The 17,672-nt window shown below is 69.0% G+C and carries 16 protein-coding genes; 10 read left to right on the forward strand and 6 right to left on the reverse strand.

All coding sequences use genetic code 11. From position 1 onward, the window contains the following. Nucleotides 1-17 precede the first annotated feature (17 nt). On the forward strand, nt 18-857 hold the full coding sequence (locus tag IE92_RS0104915) for an ABC transporter ATP-binding protein (protein ID WP_030143758.1): 840 nt from the start codon (nt 18-20) through the stop codon (nt 855-857). Nucleotides 858-954: 97 nt separating this feature from the next. Here the strand turns inward: IE92_RS0104915 and IE92_RS16430 are convergent, their stop codons facing one another. Beyond that, entirely contained in the window at nt 955-1,812 is an 858-nt protein-coding gene (locus tag IE92_RS16430; protein ID WP_051701825.1) for a PIG-L family deacetylase, read from the reverse strand. After that, on the reverse strand, nt 1,805-2,959 hold the full coding sequence (locus IE92_RS0104925; RefSeq protein ID WP_051701824.1) for a glycosyltransferase: 1,155 nt from the start codon (nt 2,957-2,959) through the stop codon (nt 1,805-1,807). Before IE92_RS0104925 ends, IE92_RS16430 begins: the two co-directional genes overlap by 8 nt. A 189-nt stretch (nt 2,960-3,148) precedes the next feature. Between IE92_RS0104925 and IE92_RS0104930 the strand changes: the two genes are divergently transcribed. From IE92_RS0104930 to IE92_RS0104950, 5 genes are all read left to right on the forward strand, one after another. Continuing rightward, complete coding sequence (locus IE92_RS0104930) at nt 3,149-3,664, forward strand: RNA polymerase sigma factor (RefSeq protein ID WP_030149802.1); 516 nt, start codon at nt 3,149-3,151, stop codon at nt 3,662-3,664. After that, entirely contained in the window at nt 3,661-4,254 is a 594-nt protein-coding gene (locus IE92_RS0104935) for a methylated-DNA--[protein]-cysteine S-methyltransferase (RefSeq protein ID WP_030143762.1), read from the forward strand. Before IE92_RS0104930 ends, IE92_RS0104935 begins: the two co-directional genes overlap by 4 nt. Further along, nucleotides 4,251-4,886, forward strand: coding sequence for a DNA-3-methyladenine glycosylase I (locus IE92_RS0104940; protein ID WP_030143763.1), 636 nt, complete (start codon nt 4,251-4,253; stop codon nt 4,884-4,886). The genes IE92_RS0104935 and IE92_RS0104940 overlap by 4 nt, the downstream gene beginning before the upstream one ends. A 201-nt stretch (nt 4,887-5,087) precedes the next feature. Next, a complete protein-coding gene (locus tag IE92_RS16435; RefSeq protein WP_156027393.1) occupies nt 5,088-6,737 on the forward strand; it encodes a hypothetical protein in 1,650 nt (549 codons plus the stop codon). A gap of 30 nt (nt 6,738-6,767) precedes the next feature. After that, nucleotides 6,768-9,770: a DEAD/DEAH box helicase gene (locus tag IE92_RS0104950; protein WP_043321968.1), complete on the forward strand. Its 3,003-nt coding sequence runs from the start codon at nt 6,768-6,770 to the stop codon at nt 9,768-9,770. 91 nt (nt 9,771-9,861) lie between these two features. On the opposite strand, the gene IE92_RS0104955 is transcribed toward IE92_RS0104950, so the two are convergent. The 3 genes from IE92_RS0104955 to IE92_RS0104965 all read right to left on the reverse strand — a co-directional run bounded on the left by IE92_RS0104955 (nt 9,862) and on the right by IE92_RS0104965 (nt 12,679). Continuing rightward, a complete protein-coding gene (locus IE92_RS0104955) occupies nt 9,862-10,668 on the reverse strand; it encodes an ABC transporter permease (protein WP_030143765.1) in 807 nt (268 codons plus the stop codon). A 52-nt stretch (nt 10,669-10,720) separates the two neighbouring features. Continuing rightward, nucleotides 10,721-11,740: an aliphatic sulfonate ABC transporter substrate-binding protein gene (locus IE92_RS0104960; RefSeq protein ID WP_030143766.1), complete on the reverse strand. Its 1,020-nt coding sequence runs from the start codon at nt 11,738-11,740 to the stop codon at nt 10,721-10,723. 102 nt (nt 11,741-11,842) lie between these two features. After that, entirely contained in the window at nt 11,843-12,679 is an 837-nt protein-coding gene (locus tag IE92_RS0104965) for an ABC transporter ATP-binding protein (RefSeq protein ID WP_030143767.1), read from the reverse strand. A 208-nt stretch (nt 12,680-12,887) separates the two neighbouring features. On the opposite strand from IE92_RS0104965, the gene IE92_RS0104970 reads away from it, so the two are divergent. Further along, on the forward strand, nt 12,888-13,319 hold the full coding sequence (locus tag IE92_RS0104970; protein ID WP_030143768.1) for an Rrf2 family transcriptional regulator: 432 nt from the start codon (nt 12,888-12,890) through the stop codon (nt 13,317-13,319). A 7-nt stretch (nt 13,320-13,326) separates the two neighbouring features. Next, nucleotides 13,327-14,169 carry an MBL fold metallo-hydrolase gene (locus tag IE92_RS0104975; RefSeq protein WP_030143769.1) on the forward strand — a complete coding sequence of 281 codons (843 nt, stop codon included), beginning with the start codon at nt 13,327-13,329 and terminating at the stop codon, nt 14,167-14,169. Nucleotides 14,170-14,203: 34 nt separating this feature from the next. Here the strand turns inward: IE92_RS0104975 and IE92_RS0104980 are convergent, their stop codons facing one another. After that, complete coding sequence (locus IE92_RS0104980) at nt 14,204-15,130, reverse strand: LysR family transcriptional regulator (protein WP_030143770.1); 927 nt, start codon at nt 15,128-15,130, stop codon at nt 14,204-14,206. 82 nt (nt 15,131-15,212) lie between these two features. Between IE92_RS0104980 and IE92_RS0104985 the strand changes: the two genes are divergently transcribed. Then, nucleotides 15,213-16,331 carry a TDT family transporter gene (locus IE92_RS0104985; RefSeq protein ID WP_030143771.1) on the forward strand — a complete coding sequence of 373 codons (1,119 nt, stop codon included), beginning with the start codon at nt 15,213-15,215 and terminating at the stop codon, nt 16,329-16,331. A gap of 160 nt (nt 16,332-16,491) precedes the next feature. Further along, entirely contained in the window at nt 16,492-17,670 is a 1,179-nt protein-coding gene (locus IE92_RS0104990) for an MFS transporter (RefSeq protein WP_030143772.1), read from the forward strand. Nucleotides 17,671-17,672: the final 2 nt, after the last annotated feature.

The raw sequence follows: 17,672 nt of genomic DNA on the forward strand, positions 1-17,672 counted from the left end.
TCCACGTCGGGAGAAACATGACCCAGCAGGCATCGACGCTCGCCCCCTCAAGCGCCAAGCTGCGCACAGACGCGGTCTCGATCGGGTACGATCGCCGGGTCATCAGCTCCGAGCTCTCGGTCGAGATTCCCGACGGCTCGTTTACGGTGATCGTGGGCCCCAACGCGTGCGGGAAATCCACCCTGCTGCGCTCGCTGGCTCGGCTCATCACCCCGAGCGAGGGCACCGTGCTGCTGGACGGGGGCGACATCGCCAAGCTCGGCACCAAGGAGCTCGCGCGTCGCCTGGGTCTGCTTCCGCAGACCTCGATTGCGCCCGACGGTATCCGGGTGGCCGATCTGGTGGCCCGCGGACGCTACCCACACCAGGGCCTGTTTACCCGCTGGTCGGCCGCGGATGAGGCCGCCGTGTCCGCGGCGCTTGCCGCCACCAAGACCACCGGGCTGGCCGACCGCCTGGTTGAGGAACTCTCCGGTGGACAGCGCCAGCGCGTGTGGGTCGCGATGGTCCTGGCCCAGGAAACCGGTGCGGTGCTCCTGGACGAGCCAACCACCTACCTCGACATCGCCCATCAGATCGACGTGCTCGAGCTCTTCCGCGACCTCAACCAGGGTGGACAAACCCTGGTGGCCGTGCTGCACGACCTCAACCACGCCGCGCGCTACGCGACCCACGTGATCGCGATGAAGGACGGGGCCGTGCGTGCCAGCGGAACCCCGACCGAGGTCATCACCGAGGAACTGGTCGAGGATGTCTTCGAGCTGCCCTGCCGCGTGATCACCGACCCGGTCACCGGCTCCCCGCTGGTGATCCCGCTCGGCCGCTCCACCACAACCGAGGCCCCCGCCACGCTCTAACGTCGGCCCCGGCTACGGTACCGACCGCGTGGCGCAGGAACCACCCGGTTGCGCGCAGGGCGAGCATTCCACGATGCGTGGTCGCCAAGGAAACGCCCTAGCGCAGTCGCCGGTAGCGCTCGACCGCCTGCAGGTCCTGGTGCTGACCGCCGGAGTGGGTGATCGAGGTCTCGGCGAGGCTGAATTGGCTCGCGTGGGCGGCATGGGCGGCGCGCACGCGCACCGTGTGAGCGTCGCGGCGAATCTCCAGGTCGAAGTCCGTGTCCGCAGGATCCAGCACCACAAACAGCGGCACATCCAGCGCGGTCGCGACCCGCAGCGTGGCCTCGTGGGTGGCGAGGTGATCGGGGTGTCCATACCCGCCGTCGGAATCGTAGGTGACCAGCGCTCCGGGGGCAGACGTGGCAAACGTCGCGGGAGCAGCCGAGGCGGCCGATCCGACAGAAGCTCCGGGGGCGGGCGCGGCAAACGTCGCGGAAGCAGCCGAGGCGGCCGAACCGACAGAAGCTGCGGGAGCGGGCACGGGGACGGCCCCGAGCAGCGCGCGCAGGTCGGAATCCACCTCGTCCGGGTCGGCGGCGGTCAGAGCCTCGGGATCCCGGTCGGGGGCGGGTGCCGCCCGACCATCGGCGCCCCAGACCATGCCCGAGTCGCGGTAGTGACGTCGCCCCTCGCCCAGGTAGTGGTGCCGGGTCACGCCGAGCGCCGCCAGTGCCGCACGCAGCTCCTCGGCGCGCACGGCGGTCAGGTCGGCCCCCTCCGGAACCGAGCCGGGCACAATCTCTCCGCGTTCGCCACGGGTCGCGGTGATCACGGTCACGGGAATCTCCGCCTCGGCGAGCGCGGCGATCAGCGCCGAGGTGGTGAGCGTCTCATCATCGGGATGCGCGTGAACAAACACCACCCCGGTGGCAAACTCGGCGGGCAGCGCCCCCGTGCCGGCCGGATTAGTCACGGGCCGGAGCCGCAATCAGTTCGGTGTACAACTCGCGTACGCGGGCTGCGGCCACCCGGGAGTCGGTCTCCGCCGAGTACTCGCGGCCACGCTGACCCAGCTCGCGGCGACGCTCGGGATCATTCATCAGCGACATAATCGCCTCGGCCCACAGCTCGGGGCTGCGCTCATCCACCAGGAGTCCGCTCACCCCCTCACGCACCGCATCCTGCAGCCCACCGGCGCGCGAGGCGATCACCGGGACACCGCTGGCGGCACCCTCGGTGGCCACCAGGCCGAAGGTTTCCGAGTAGGAGGGGATCAGCACGATCGCGGCCGAGCGCATGGCCGCGGCCAGGTGCTCACGGTCCAGGCTGCCCAGCAGACGGATCTCCACGCCCGCGGCCGCCGCGTGATCGGTGATGCGGCGTCGGTGCGCGGGGGTTCCCCCGCCGGCGATGCGCAGCTCGGGACGCTCCTCCACGGGGATGTGGGCGAGCGCGTCGATGGCCAGGTCGATGCCCTTGACCGTGCGCAGGCGCGCGGCGATCAGCAGGTAGTCCCCGGCGGGTCCACCCGGGTGGAAGAGTTCGCGGTCCACGCCCGGGGCCACCACGCGCACGTTGCCCTCGGTGATCTGCGCGGCCTCGGCCCGGCTCAGCGAAATGACCAGGTCACTCTCGCGGGCGAGCCAGGCCTCGCCGCGGAACCGCTCGGGCTCCTGCGGGCCGGCCCCCGGCGGACGCAGGGTCGCGGTGAGGGCCGCCAGGGTGTGGAAGGTCTGCACGTGCGGGACGCCCCAGGCGCGGGCCACCGGCAGTGCGGCCATGCCCGAGTACCAGTAGTGCGAGTGGATCAGGTCGTAGCGCTCCCCGGCGGCCAGCTCGCGCGAGAACGCCTCGATCAGCGGCGGCAGCAGGTCCGGCTTGTCCAGATAGCGGGGGTCGCCGTCATCGATCAGGCGCACCCGCAGGCCCGGCTCAAGCTCGACCACGGCGGGGTCGGCGGGATCGGTGCGTCGCGTGATCAGATCCACCCGTTCCCCGGCGCGCACCAGGGCGCGGGCGAGGGTCAGCAGGTAGATGGTCATCCCGCCGGCCTCACCGGATCCAACCGGTTCGAGCGGGGACGAGTGCAGGGCGACAAGCGCAATGCGACGAGCGGTCACGGCGATATTCCTTCCGAAGGCTCGCGGTTTCTGAGGGCGAGCCACGGGTCAACGTTACCGGCTTCGCCACCGACTTCGCGCACCCGCGACGGGCGCCCCCACAAATACCCGACTTCGCGCACCCGACCTCACATTTTGCCGGTCCCGCGCGTTAGCCTGACAGAACATCCCAACCACCCCGAGGATCCCATGCCCACTCCCCTTCCGTTTGAAACCGCGATCGATGCGCACGGCGCCACCGTGCTCCGCGTCTGTCGCGCGGTCCTCGGCGGGCACGTCGATGCCGAGGATGCCTGGGCCGAGACCTTCGTGTCCGCGCTGGCCGACTGGGATCGAATCGCGCGGATCGAGAATGTGCGTGGCTGGCTGGTCACCGTGGCCCATCGCAAGGCCATCGACGTTCTGCGGGCCAAAAGCAGGCAGGGGCCCAGCCTCGATCTGGTGCCCGAGTCCCCCACCACGCGGGGACGCCCAGAGGCCACCCATCTGGACCTCTACCGCGCCATCGCCGCACTCCCACCCGGGCAACGCACGGCGATCACCCTGCACTATCTGGCTGGACTGCCCTATGCCGAGGTGGCCGCCGAAACCGGCATCAGCCCGGCCGCCGCCCGGCGGGCCGGTGCCGACGGAATACGCGCCCTGCGCGCCTCCGCCTCCCTCACCCTTCCCTTCCCGATCGATCCGGACGGAGAATCCGCATGACCTCCCTCACCACCGCCCCCGAGGAAACCGACGTGCTCACCCGGCTGCGCGGCGACCTACTCACCCATGCCACAACCACCGGGGCCCGCGAGGTGGCCTATTCGATCATCGAGACCCCGCTGGGCCGCCTGCTGCTGGCCGCGACCCCCGTGGGGCTCGTGCGAGTCGCCTTCGAACGCGAGGATTTCGACACCGTGTTGGGCACCCTCGCCGAGAAGATCGGACCCCGCATCCTGCGTGATGCCGACCCGGTGGATCGCGCCGCCCACGAACTGGCCGAATACTTTGCCGGCGAGCGTCGCGACTTCGATGTGACCCTGGATCGCCGCCTGACCACCCCCTTCCGCGGCGAGGTCCAGCGCTTTTTGCCCTCGATCGAGTTTGGGCACACGCTCAGCTATCGCGACGTGGCCGAGGCGCTGGGGCGTCCGCGGGCGATGCGGGCGGTGGGAACCGCCTGCGCGACCAACCCTCTGCCGATCGTGGTGCCCTGCCATCGGGTCCTGCGCACCGACGGGCAGCTGGGCGGCTACATTGGTGGGCTGGACGCCAAGCGAGCGCTCCTCGAATCCGAACGGACCCGCGCATGACCCAGGAATCCGACGCCACCACAACCGACCCGATCAGCATCGACCTGATCATCGGCGAGGACGGACTCGCCCGCCCACCCTGGGCCGCCGGGGACCCGCTGCTGCGCGCATACTACGACACCGAGTGGGGCATGCCGGTCCGCGATGAGAGCGGGATGTTTGAGCGCATCAGCCTCGAGGCGTTCCAGTCGGGCCTGTCCTGGGCCACGATCCTGCGCAAGCGTTCGGCCTTCCGGGCGGGCTTTGCCGGATTCGATCCGGAGCGCGTGGCGGCCTTTGGCGAGAAAGATATCGAGCGACTCCTGGGTGATGCGGGCATCATCCGCAACCGGCGCAAGATCGAGGCGACCATCACCAACGCCCGGGCGACTCTCGCCCTGCGTGATAGCGGCCCGGGCCTGGCCGAGCTGGTGTGGTCGTTCCAACCCGATCGGACCCCGCGGCCGCTGCGTTTTGCCGACATTCCGGTGCGCTCGGCCGAGTCCGAGGCACTGGCAAAACGGCTCCGCGCCGAGGGATTCACCTTCGTGGGGCCCACCACGATGTTTGCGCTGATGGAGGCGTGCGGGATCGTGGACACCCACCTGCTGGGCAGCCACCGCCGCGGCACCTCGGGGATCTGGCCCCGGTAGCGGTCGAGCCCTCGCGGTCGGCACCCCGTTCGCCCCGGCCCGCGTCACGCCGAGCCGCATCACTGCCGCCGTCCGACGGTCCCCACCGCGGCGTGGACAGGTGAATCCCCAGCTAAAAAACGGCATACTGAATCCAGCGGTGGCGTCCACGGCCCTCCCCCGGCACATTCGTGCGGGGCCGGCCCCGCGGAAGGACTGCGGATGACGACGACGCCGGTGCCCCCGGACCCACGCACGCGTATGACACGCCTGGGTGCCGAGCTCATGGGGTGGGGATCCGCCCTCCTGCTCACCGTCATCGCCCTGGCCCACCTGGTCAACACCGACCGTGCCTGGCTCCTGTTCCACGACGGCGACTCGGTGTTCCCGCTGCTGGTTCACGCCTCGATCGCCGCGGGCGAGCCGCAGCACTGGGCGCTCTCCAGCGTGCTATTCATTCCCGAACTCGGGCTCTACTTCGTGTTGGCCGCGGTGTTTGGTTCGGGACCGACGGCCCAGCTCGCCTTCGCCGTCTGCGCGATGCTGCTGATCTACGGGGCGCTGCGTTTTGCCGCGGGTGCTCTCCGACGCGACCTCGCCCAACCCGGACACACCAACCGGGCGATCATCGCGGCCCTGGCGGGTTTTGCCGTGCTGGTGTTTCTCACCCTGACCGAGTCGAGCATCAACCGTGGCAGCTTCGAGCTGACCACGCTGGTCATGACCGCCACGTACTATGCGGCCACCACGATCGCGCTGCTGTACGGGGCCGCGCTGTGTGCCTGGATCCTCGCCTCCGCCGGAGGGGACGCGCCCCGCGCGGCCAGCCGCCCCCGGGTGGTCCTGGTCTTTGTTGTGCTGGGTCTGCTGGTGGCGGTGTCCACCCTGAGCAATCCCCTGATCGCCGGATGGCTCTGTGCGCCGGCGATCCTGGCCCTGGGTTTCGGGTGGCTGCTGCGGCTCCCGCGCTCCCCCAAGGTCCCGATCCTGCTGGCGCTGACGCTGATTCTCGGGACCGTGCTGGGATATGCCACCCGAGCCGCGCTGGGTGACCTGATCGCCAAGTCCGCGGACACCTACGTTCGCCCCGATGGCCTCTCGATCTCGCTCGGTGCCTATGGCAAGGCCGCCGGCGAGTATCTCTCCACCGCCGGTGGAATCATCGGTGCCCTGATCGTGCTGGTGTGCCTGGGGACCGGCGTGTTCCTGATCGGCCGCTCGGTGCGCGAGCGCCGGCCGGTCACCCTGTTTCTGGCCCTGCTCTCCGTGGGCGCACCGCTCGTGGTGGTGGGCGGCGGACTCCTGCTGGGGACCGACGCCCCGCGCTATCTGACCCCGATCTTTTTTGCACCGCTACTGGCAGTGACCGCGCTGTTCGCCGATCATCGGGTGTGGCCCGGCTGGTTGGTGCGCACGGCCGAGGTCACTGCCCGCCGCTACTCGGTCACCCAGCGTGGCGCCTCGGTTGTGCTGATCGCCGCGGCGATGATCGTGATCACCGTGTCGGTTGTGCCCGATCGCACCCGGGCGAATCAGCACGAGGCGGATGTGGTCTGCACGGCCACCTGGCTGTCCAACCACGAGGGGGTCGCCGTGGGATCCTTCTGGGACGCCCGCCCGGTCAACGGTCGGCTTGCCGAACCGGGCAAGCTGCTGCAGGTGGACTACGCCTTCAACCGCTACATCTGGCTCGATAACCGGGCCACCCCGACGCCGCAGCGGGCATCCGTGCTGATTCAGGGACCCTGGGGCGCGGTAAAGACCCCGACCCTTCCCGCGGGCACCCGGGCTCCCGAGGTGACGCGCTGCGGACAGTACACGATCACCGATTACGGCACCCCGGTGATCCCGATCGGCCCGCCGCACGCCTAGCGTGTCGGTGCGGGGTGAGAGAATACCGGTATGCCCGATCCGTCGTCCCGCTCCGTGAACTGGCGCGACCGACTCATCCCGCTCGCGGCCACCCCGCGCCCGGACGAGCCCAAGCTGGCGCTGCGGGCCGAGCTGCGGGAGACGATCCCTCGGACGGCGGCGCGCTGGAATGGTCCCACCTCCCGGGCGGCGACCGCGGCAACCCTGGCAAATCCCGCCCGACACTCGCTGCTGCGCCTGGCCGTGCGTCCGGTGCTGCGCGGGGCGCGCGGATGGGTTACCACCGGGGTGGGCTGGACCACGATCGCGCATCAGCGTCACCGGCTGGGCCTGGGGGCCGCCGAACAGCAGTGGTTTGCGCAGTTCACCGCGCTGTACCGCTCAAGCGTGCCTGCAGAAACGGGCCAGGATCCGCAGTGGTACACGCTGGACAATTTTGATAATCCCCTGCTCTGGCCACTGCTGGCCCAGGCCGCCGCACTGAACATTCCGCTGGTGGGATCACGCACCACCCCCGAGGTGCGGATGGCCGCCTCCGCCCAGGTTTCGCTTGACCTGGCGCGAACGGATGGTGACGTCCTGGTGAGCCCGCGGGTCCTCGTCGACGAGGCCTCCGTTTCCCCCACCCATGCCCGGGCGCTCGGCACCCACGGCCTCTACGCGCTCTCCGAGGCGGCCCCCTACTCCCTCACCCTGGCACCTCTGAGCACACCGCTGCCCGCCGAGTATGCCGATCTACTCAGTGGGCCTCCGCTTCGCATTCCGCGGACCGAGCGGGCCGAGTTTGAGCGCGATTTCCTGCCGGCGCTGGTGGAGCGCGTGGAGGTCCGCAGCGCCGATGCGAGCATCCGCATTCCCGAGCCACGTGCCACCACCCTGGTGTTGCACGTACAGCACGAACCGCGGCACGTGATGGCGCTGCGCTGGGAGTGGGAGCACGTGCGCGCGGGGGTCATCCCGGACCTTTCCGCGGTGCTCCCCGAGGGCACCCTGCCCGCGGATTGGCCGATCGATTCGGCCCCGGGCGCGGTTTCGAGCACCGGCTCGGGCAGCCTCCCCGCCCCGCGCAAGCTGCGCGACTTTGACGCGGCCGAGTTCTCCACCGAGCTGCTGCCGACCCTGCGAAACCTCCCCGGGGTCCGCGTCGAGCAGCACGGGATGTCCCCCGAGTATCGTCACCTCACCGGCACCCCGATCATCAGCGTGCGGGCCGAGCCGGGAACCCGCACCGACTGGTTTGATCTCGGCGTCACGGTCACCGTGGACGGTATTCAGATCCCGTTTGAGCCCCTCTTCCGCGCCCTCGCCCGGAACGCCCGTCGACTCAAGCTGGTGGACGGCACCTACTTCTCGCTCAGGCACCCGGCCTTTGCCCCGCTGGCCGAGCTGATCCACGCGGGCACCGATGCGCCCGAGTGGGAGACCGGAATCGGCGTGGGCCCCGCCCAGGCGGGTCTCTGGCGCGAGCTGGCCGACCAGGCGGACCACGTCGAGGCGGATCCCGCCTGGCAGCTGCTGGTCGATGCTCTCACCGCCGACACCCCCGCAGACGCCCCCGAACCCGAGGGACTCGCGGCCACCCTGCGCCCCTATCAGCGCACCGGACTGGGCTGGCTGCGCTTCGGTTATGAGCACGGCCTGGGTGGCATCCTCGCCGACGATATGGGCCTGGGCAAGACCCTGCAGTGCCTGGCGCTGATCCGGCACGCACGCACCCAGAACCCGGAGGCCGGACCCTTTGTGGTGGTGGCCCCGACCTCGGTGGTGGCGAACTGGGCGGCCGAGGCGGCCCGCTTCGCCCCGGGTCTCGTGGTGCGCACGGTGCGCGGCACCCGTGCCTCGGGTGAGGATTCGATCGCGGCCCTGGCCGAGGGTGCCGACATCCTGATCACCAGCTACACGCTGCTGCGCCTGGATGCCGCCGAGTATAACAATCCCGCGCGCCCCTGGGCCGGACTGATCCTGGACGAGGCCCAGGCGGTCAAAAACGCCACCTCGCAGACCCACGCCCGCGTGCGCGAGTTTCCTGCCGAGTGGAAGCTCGCCCTCACCGGGACGCCGCTGGAGAACTCCCTGGCCGACCTGCACGCACTCTTCGCGATCGTAACCCCGGGACTGCTCCCCCCGGCCGCGCGCTTCACCCTCGAATACATTCGCCCGATCGAATCCGAACCCGCGGGCATCTCCCGCGGTATCGGCGCCGGTAGGGGCCCGGCCGATCGTGCCGCACACCGACGGGCGCTGTTTGCCCGGCTGCGCGAGCGAATCCGGCCGTTTGTGCTGCGACGCACCAAGGAATCGGTGGCACCCGAGCTGCCGGAGCGTCAGGAGCAGATCATCGAGGTGGACCTCGCCCCCGCGCACCGCGATCTCTACGATGTCTACCTGCAGCGCGAACGCCAGAAGGTGCTGGACCTCCTGGAAGACCTGGATCGGCAGCGCTTTATCGTGTTCCGCTCACTCTCGCTGCTGCGCATGCTCGCGCTGGATCCGGCCCTGATCGATGCCGAGGAGCACGCGGATATCCCCGCCCGCAAGATCGACCTGCTGATCGAACACCTGCGCGAGGCCCACGCCGAGGGGCACCGGGCGCTGGTTTTCAGTCAGTACCCGTCGTTCCTGCGCCGCATCGGCGACCGGCTGGCTCGGGCGGGCCTGGCCTGGGAGATGCTGGATGGATCCACCACGAACCGCCAGGACGTCATCGATCGCTTCCAGAACGGCGACGCCCCGGTGTTCCTGCTGAGCCTGCGCGCGGGCGGGGTGGGCCTCAACCTCACCGCCGCCGACTATGTGTTCCTGCTGGATCCCTGGTGGAACCCGGCGGCCGAGAACCAGGCCATCGACCGGGCCCACCGGATCGGCCAGACCCGGCACGTGTTTGTCTACCGGATGATCGCCCGCGACACCATCGAGGAGAAGGTCCTTGCCCTGCAGCGCAAGAAGGCGGCCCTGTTTGACGCGATGTTCGCCGGTGACGACGCGGTGGGCGCCGCCCTCACCGCCGAGGACATCCGCGCGCTGCTGAGCTAACGCGCTGGCCGCTCCGAGCCTAGGCCCAGCGCCTATTGGCCCAGCGCGCAAAGAGTCCAATCAGCGCGTCGCTGAGCTTACCGAAACCTGTCTAAGCCCAGCGCTTATTAGCCCAGCGCGCAAAGAGCCCAATCAGGGCATCGCTGAGCTTGCCGATGATGGCCAGCAGCAGGATCGCCAGGAAGATCCGGTCGGTGCGGCCGTTGTTCTGCGAGTCCGAGAGCAGCCATCCCAACCCCATCGAGGCGGCCAGGAGTTCGGCGGCCACCAGGAACAGCCAGGCCTGGGCGAGGGCGAGACGCAGGCCGGAGATCACCGAGGGCAGCACCGCGGGCAGCTGCACGGTGCGGAACAGCGCAAAGCCGTTCAGGCCAAACGCCCGCGCTGCCTCCACCAGGTTCTTATCCACGTGCCGCAGCGCCGCGGACACCGTGGTGTAGACCGGGAAGAATGCGCCGATCGCGATCAGGGTGACCTTGGACACCTCCCCGTACTTGAGCCAGATGATCAGCAGCGGCACCCAGGCCAGCGAGGGTACCGTGCGCAGCGCGCCGAGGGTCGGGGCCAGCAGAATATCGCCGAACCGGGAGAGCCCCACGATCGCGCCGAGGAAGAGCCCCGCCGCCGCACCGAACGCGAAGCCGAGGAACACCCGCTGCACCGAGATCCCGATATTGGGCAACAGCAGTCCACGCTGAGCGAGGTCCACACCGGCGTTCCACACCATCGCCGGGGAGGGCAGCTGCGAGGTCGGCATGACGCCCAGGGACGCGATGGTCTGCCAGGCGGCCAGCAGGATGAGCGGAAGAACGGCACCGCCAAGCACCACGGTCAGGGTGCGGGATCGCGGCGCACGCGTGCGCCGCGCGGGGAGGGTGGGAGCTGAAGCGTTAGTCATGACTCTTCCAAGGGATCATGGGTCGACCGCGCGCGGCGGCCGACCCATGCGGTTAGGAGCGGTTGGTGGTTTTCGCGGCCTGGGCGAAGCTCGGCTCGAACAGGGACTTCAGGGCGTCGTCCACCTGGGCCTGGCCCGCCACATCACCGGTTTCCACAAAGACCGGGCCGATGACCTTGAGGACCTTAGCCTGGGCGTCGCCGGGCACCGGGTCCACGTCGAAGTTGGTGCGGTCGGTGATCACGCTGGTGGCCACCGCATCGTCAAGGCTCGCGGTCTTGGCCAGGATGGTTGCGGTCTCCTCGGGGTTCTTCAGCGCCCACGCCCGTGCATCCGCATAGGCGTTCACCACGGTCTGGGCGATGTCCGGACGCTTCTGAATGAAGGACTCGGTCGCGGCCACCACGTCATAGGAGCTGAAGTCCACGTTGCGATAGAGGAACTTCGCGCCGTTTTCCAGCGCCCCGCCCATGATCGGGTCGAGGCCCGCCCAGGCATCCACCGAGCCACCCTGGAGGGCCGACCAGCCATCGGCGTGCTGCAGGTTTTCGATGGTCACGTCCTCGGGGCTGAGGCCCGCCTCGGCCAAGGACTGCAGCAGGAAGAAGTAGGGGTCGGTGCCCTTGGTTGCGGCGATCTTTTTGCCCTTGAGCTCGGCCACGTTCGCGACCGTGGAGTCTTTACCCACCACCAGGGCCGCCCACTCGGGCTTATTGGCGATCGTGATGGCCTTGATCTGCGATCCGTTGGCGCGGTTGAGCAGGGCCGCGGCGCCCGCGGTGGATCCCACGTCCAGCGCGCCCGCCCGCAGACCCTCGTTGGCCTTATTCGAGCCGGCCGACTGGATCCAGTTGACGCTGACACCCTGGGACTTCAGGTCCTCCTCGAGCCAGCCCTTGTCCTTGATGATCAGCGAGAGCGGATTGTAGGTGGCGAAGTCGATATTCAGGGTGCCGCCCTTGGATCCACCCTCGGCCGGGATACCGTCCTCCCCCGCGCAGGCCGACAGGCCCAGGGTCGTGACCGCGGCGAGCGCGATGGCGGCAAACAGGGTGCGTGAACGGATTTTCATGGGTTCCTCTGTGACTCTCGACGATGATGGACTATCAGCCTGGGGAGGGCTAGGGCGGAAACGGATAGGGTGCCGGCCCGGGAGGGAGCGGCGCGGAGCGCACTAATACGGAAAGACGGGGATCCCAGCCTCGGTTTCGATGCCGCGAGCGCTGCCGTGGCGGTCGATACCCAGTCCCGAAAGCAGCCGCCCGCGCAGCTCGGCGAGCTCCGCCGACCCGCGATCACGGGGGCGTGTGCCGGGCACCGTGAGTTCCTCGATGATCGTGGCCCCGGGTGCCCCGGCCTGGTGACCCAGGACGATCACGCGGTCGGCCAGCTGAAGCGCCTCGTCCACGTCATGGGTCACCAGCAGGATGGTTGCCGGTTCGGCCGCGTGGATGCTCAGCAGCAGGTCCTGCATGCGTAGCTTGGTGAGGGCGTCCAGGGCCCCGAAGGGTTCATCCAACAGCAGGACCCCCGGCGTGCGGGCGAGCGCCCGCGCCAGCGAGGCGCGCTGGGCCATGCCGCCGGAGATCTCTCGCGGACGGTGATCGGCAAACTCGGTGAGCCCCACCAGCTCAATCAGTCGGGCAATCCGCGCACGCCCCTCGGCCGCCGGCGTGCCCGCGGGCAGGCCGAGGGCGACGTTCTGGGTGACCGTACGCCAGGGCAGCAGGCGGGGTTCCTGGAAGCCGATCGCCGTGCGCGTATCGATTCCGGCGATCGGATCACCGTCGAGCGAGACCGCGCCGCCACTGGCCGCATCCAGGCCACCCACGATGCGCAGCAGGGTGGACTTGCCACAGCCGGAGGTGCCCAGAATCGCGATCACCTCGCCGGGTGCTACATCCAGGCTTACATCCCGCAGCACCGGGCGTACGGCCTCGTCGCGGCTGGCCCCGGCGAAGGACTTTTCGACGCGATCGAAGCGAACACGGGCGGCGGTACTGGTGGGCACGGGGACTCATCTCGATGCGGGCGGGCAGGCGGCCTAGGGCGATCCACCTAGCGGATTAGAGACCACGCTATCCACTCGCCGGGAGCGGTTTGTCATCGAACGTCATGAAACGTCATCTTTTCCCATAACACCCGCTCCGTTTATTCGACCCGACGCGGGAGAGGAATCCACGACCACCTTAAGTAACATTTAATGTTACTCTTTCGACATGGGCGCAAATAGCAAACTGACCATCGCCATCCACGCACTCGTCTGGGCCGCTCTGAACGAGCGTCAGGGGAGCACGTACTCCACCTCCGAGGAGATTGCCAACAGCATCAAAACCAATCCGGTTGTGGTGCGCCGGATGATGAGCGACCTCACCAAGGCTGGACTCATCGAATCCCGGCGCGGCGCCGGATGGCGACTCAGTGTGCCGGCCGAGAAAATGACCCTTTGGGACATCAACCTCGCGCTCGGCCCCGAGGAAACCTTTGCCCTACACCGCAACGAGCCCAGCGCGACCTGCCCGGTCGCCCGGGGTATTCGACCGGCCCTGCGCTCCACCTTTGCGCGGGTGGACGAGGTGGTTCGTCAGGAACTCGCCCGCACCACCCTCGCCGATGTCTTCGACGAAACCCTCTCCCCCTCACAGAATTGACGCCACCATGTCCCTCTCCTATGCAGTACTCACCACCACCCGACAGGGCGTGACCCGCAACCTCCCCCACGGACCCGAGGACCTGTTGTGGGTCGCCAACGCGGCCACCCTGATCCTGGGCGAGAAGCACGCGATCCTTGTGGATACGTTCACCACGATCGAGCAGAACGAGGAGCTGATCGCCTGGATCCGCACCTTCGGGCGCGAGCTCACCCACGTCTTCATCACCCACGGCCACGGGGATCACTTCTTCGGAATCGGCCAGCTGCTTGAGGCATTCCCCACGGCCCGGGCCGTCGCCTCCGCCGGCTCGGTGGCCGGTGCCCGCGTCCAGGGCTCCCACGCCACCATCGAGAATTTCTGGGGCAGGCTGTTCCCCGGCCAGATTCCCGCCGTAGTGCTCCCGGAGGCGCTGGATTCCTCTCGGATCTCGCTTGAGGGACATGATCTCGAGGTCATCGAAACCGGGTTTACCGACACCGCCGACAGCACCGTGCTGTGGGTTCCCGATCTCGGACTCATCGTGGGCGGCGACGTGCTCTATAACGACACCCACCAGTACACCGCCGAGACCACCACCGAGAGCCGCGAGCAGTGGGCGCGGGCGGCCGAGGGACTGGCGCGGCTCGCGCCCACCGCCGTGGTTGCCGCCCACAAGCGCCCCGACGCCCCCGATAGCCCCGCCATCCTGGCCGAAACCGCGCGCTATCTGCGCGACTTCAACGAGGTCGCGGCGGCCACTGACAGCGCCGAGGAGCTGTACACCCGCATGCTGGAACGCTACCCGCGCCGGGCGAACCCGGGCGCGCTGTGGGGCGGGGCCCAGGTGGCCAAGCCGATTCGGCCGTAGCGCGGCACTCCGGGGGTGACGGGGATACGATAAGTCACCCGTCACTCCCGCGGGCGGCGACTCCCCCAACCTCGGCGATCAGCGCGAGCAACGCGCGGGCGCGCGCCGATGGCCGGGCACCCCGGGCCCACACCGCACTCAACGGACGGGTGATGCGCAGCCCGCGCACGCACACCGCAACCAGCGTGCACGAGGTCAGCGCCTCGCTCACGGCGAGCACACTCAGCACCGCCGGCGCCTCCCCGGCAAGCACCGTCGCGCGCACCATCGCGGTGGTGGGGAGGACCGCATACGGTGCGACCGGTGCCGAGGCGATCCCCTGGGCCGCGAGCGCCACCTCGAGCGCCCGACGGGTGCCGGATCCCTGCTCCCGGGCGATCAACGGTGTTCGCGCCAGCTCCTCCGCGGTAATCCCCGAGCGACGCCGAGCCCACGGATGCGTGGGGGCCACCACAACCACCAGTTCGTCACTTGCCACGCGCGCGGCCTCCAGCCCCGCGGGAGCCTCGGGGGTCTCCAGGAATCCGAGTTCCACGGTCCCCGCGCGCACCAGATCGGCCACGCCCGCGCTATTGGTCGCGGTCAGCTCGGCACGAACATCTCCGGCCGCCCGCAGCCCGCGCAGCCACTCCGGCACCAGATACTCGGCGATGGTCAGGCTCGCGGCAATGCGCAGCGGGGCGGAGGAGGCCGCGGTCAGGGTTGCCACGGACTCGCCGAATCGATCGGCGGCGGCCAGTACCTCGCCGGCCCAGCCGGCGATCACGGTCCCCTCGGGGGTCATGGTAGATCCGCGTGGGGAGCGCCGCACCAGGGCGGTTCCCAGCCGCGCTTCGAGGGTCCGCATGCGCGCGGAAACCGCCTGCTGGGTGATCCCCAGCCGCGCGGCGGCGGCGGACAGGCTCCCGGTTTCGGCCGCGGCTACCAGAACCCGGAGTGCCGCAATTTCGATGTCCGACATACGCTCCTGTCACAACGCCTGTTTGTATGCTCCCAATCGTATCCGACTACCCGGGCGCGGCTCCCGCGAGCAGGATGAAAATATGAACACCGCCACGCGCCGCCTCGGCGTCTCGAATCTAACCCCCAACTGGTTTGCCACGGTCATGGGCACCGGGATCATCGCCACGTCCGCCGCCACCCTGCCCCTGCGCGCGCCCTGGCTACTCGTGGCCGCGCGGGGCGTCTGGGTGCTGGCAACCCTGCTGTTGCTGGTGCTCCTGGCCGCAACCCTGCGCCACCACCGCCGATACCCCCGGATCGCGCGCTCCCATCACGCCCATCCCGTTCTTGCGCACTTCTACGGTGCCCTGCCCATGGCGATCCTGACGGTGGGGTCGGGAGCACTGCTCCTCGGGGAGCCGATGCTCGGCCGGGCGGCGGTGGGGCTGGCCTGGATCTGCTGGCTGGTGGGCACGGTGGGCGGGGTGGCCTGTGCGGTGATCATTCCGCTGCTGAGTTTCACACGCCTGCACCTCGGGCCGGGCGACGCCTTCGGCGGCTGGTTGATGCCCGTGGTACCGCCGATGGTGTCGGCGACCGGCGGGGCCCTCCTCACGCCCACCCTGGACACCGCCGCCCGGCGCGCCGACATGATGCTGGTGTGCGCGGCACTGTTCGGGATGAGCCTGATCGCCTCGCTGATCATCATCGGGTTTATCTGGATGCGCCTGATTCGCCGTGGCATCGGGGCCGCGGGTGCCGTGCCCACCTACTGGATTGTGCTGGGTCCGCTGGGCCAGTCGGTCACCGCGGCGAGCGCCCTGGCCGCGGCCGCTCGCGGCACGCTCTCCCCCGAACACGCCGACCTGATGAACGCACTGGCGGTGGCCTACGGCGTGCCGGTGCTGGGATTCGCGTTCCTGTGGGCAATCCTGGCCACAGCTATCACCATAAAAACGCTCGTCCGCGGACTGCCGTTTTCCCTCACCTGGTGGTCCCTCACCTTCCCGGTCGGCACCTGCGTCACCGGCCTCAGCGGCCTGGCGGCCCGCACCGGCTCCCCCGCCCTGGCCGCCCTCGCCGTCATCGCCTTCACCCTCCTCGTCGCGGTATGGGCGCTCGTGGCTACCCGGACGGCCTGGGGCACCTTCGTGCGCCGCGACCTCCTGTCCCCCGCGCCCTCGCTCCCCGAGTCTCGGGCGGTGGGGGTAGTCTCCTAGGGCCGCTTCCGCAATGTCCGCATGTGCCTCGCGAATTACCCCCGCACCCCCGGAAACCCGGGGGGCACAACGTGTCGCAACGATCAGAAATTGATTAATTCGAGTTTTTTCGTACTTGTGGGTGGATGGTTGTGCTTACACCATCTCAGAGGAGCTACGAATGTCATCTTCCACCACCCGGTTCCCGGCCGGACTGTACGCGCTCGCTCTCGGGGGGTTCGGTATTGGGCTCACCGAGTTCGGAGTGGTGGGCCTACTTCCGCCCATCTCTGCAGAGTTCGGGGTTTCGGCCGCGCTCTCGGGGGTCCTCGTGTCGGGCTACGCCATCAGCGTGGCGGTCGGGGCAATCCTGCTTACCGCCCTCCTGGCTCGATTTGAACGCCGCGGGGTGCTCCTCGGGCTCGTGGTGCTGTTTGTGTTGGGCAACCTGCTTTCCGCACTGGCCCCCGATTTCTCGATTCTGCTCCTCGGCCGGCTGATCGCCGCGCTCTGCCACGGCGCGTTCTTCGGGGTCGGTGCCGTGGTCGCCGCGGACCTGGTGCCCGTGCAGCGCCGAGCCAGCGCCATTGCGCTGATGTTTACGGGCCTCACCGTTGCTAATGTGCTCGGAGTTCCGTTTGGTACCTTCCTGGGTCAGAGCTTTGGCTGGCGCTCCACGTTTTGGGCACTCACCGTTATCGGAATCCTCACGCTGGTGGGTATCCGTCTTCTCGTGCGGCACACCCCGGCACCCCACAGTGAGCGAGGAATCCTCGCCGGGCTCCGCACCCTGGGGCGGCCGGTCATTCTGGTGTCGGCGCTGGTCAGCATCTTCACCTTCGGTGGTTTGGTGGGCGCATATACGTACATCGCCTTTACGCTGACGCAGGTCAGCGGACTACCCGAGGCGTCCCTCCCCTGGATGCTGTTGCTGTTCGGACTGGGGAGTTTCATCGGCAATCTGATCGGTGGCCGGTTAGCGGATCGAGCACTCAATCGATCCCTGCCGATCATCCTCGCGCTGCTCACCCTCCTGCTGGCAGGGTTTGCCGCCTCGGCAACCATCTGGTGGGTTGCCCCGATCGCCCTCTTCGCGCTGGGTGTGATCGGATTCGCCTCGGCTCCGGGACTCCAGGTACGAATCATGCAGCTTGCACCCGATGCTCCCACCGCCGCATCGGGTGCCAATATCGCCGCCCTCAACATCGGGAACGCGATTGGTGCCGCGATCGGTGGCGCTCTCCTCGCCGCCGGATTCGGTGCCACCGCACCCGTATGGACCGGCAGCGCCCTCGCCCTGTTAGCGCTCATCACCCTCGTCTCGGCGACGGCCTTTGCACGCCGCCGCCTCACACCCTAAGG

The organism is Mycetocola saprophilus (assembly GCF_000718085.1).
Classification (GTDB): domain Bacteria; phylum Actinomycetota; class Actinomycetes; order Actinomycetales; family Microbacteriaceae; genus Mycetocola; species Mycetocola saprophilus.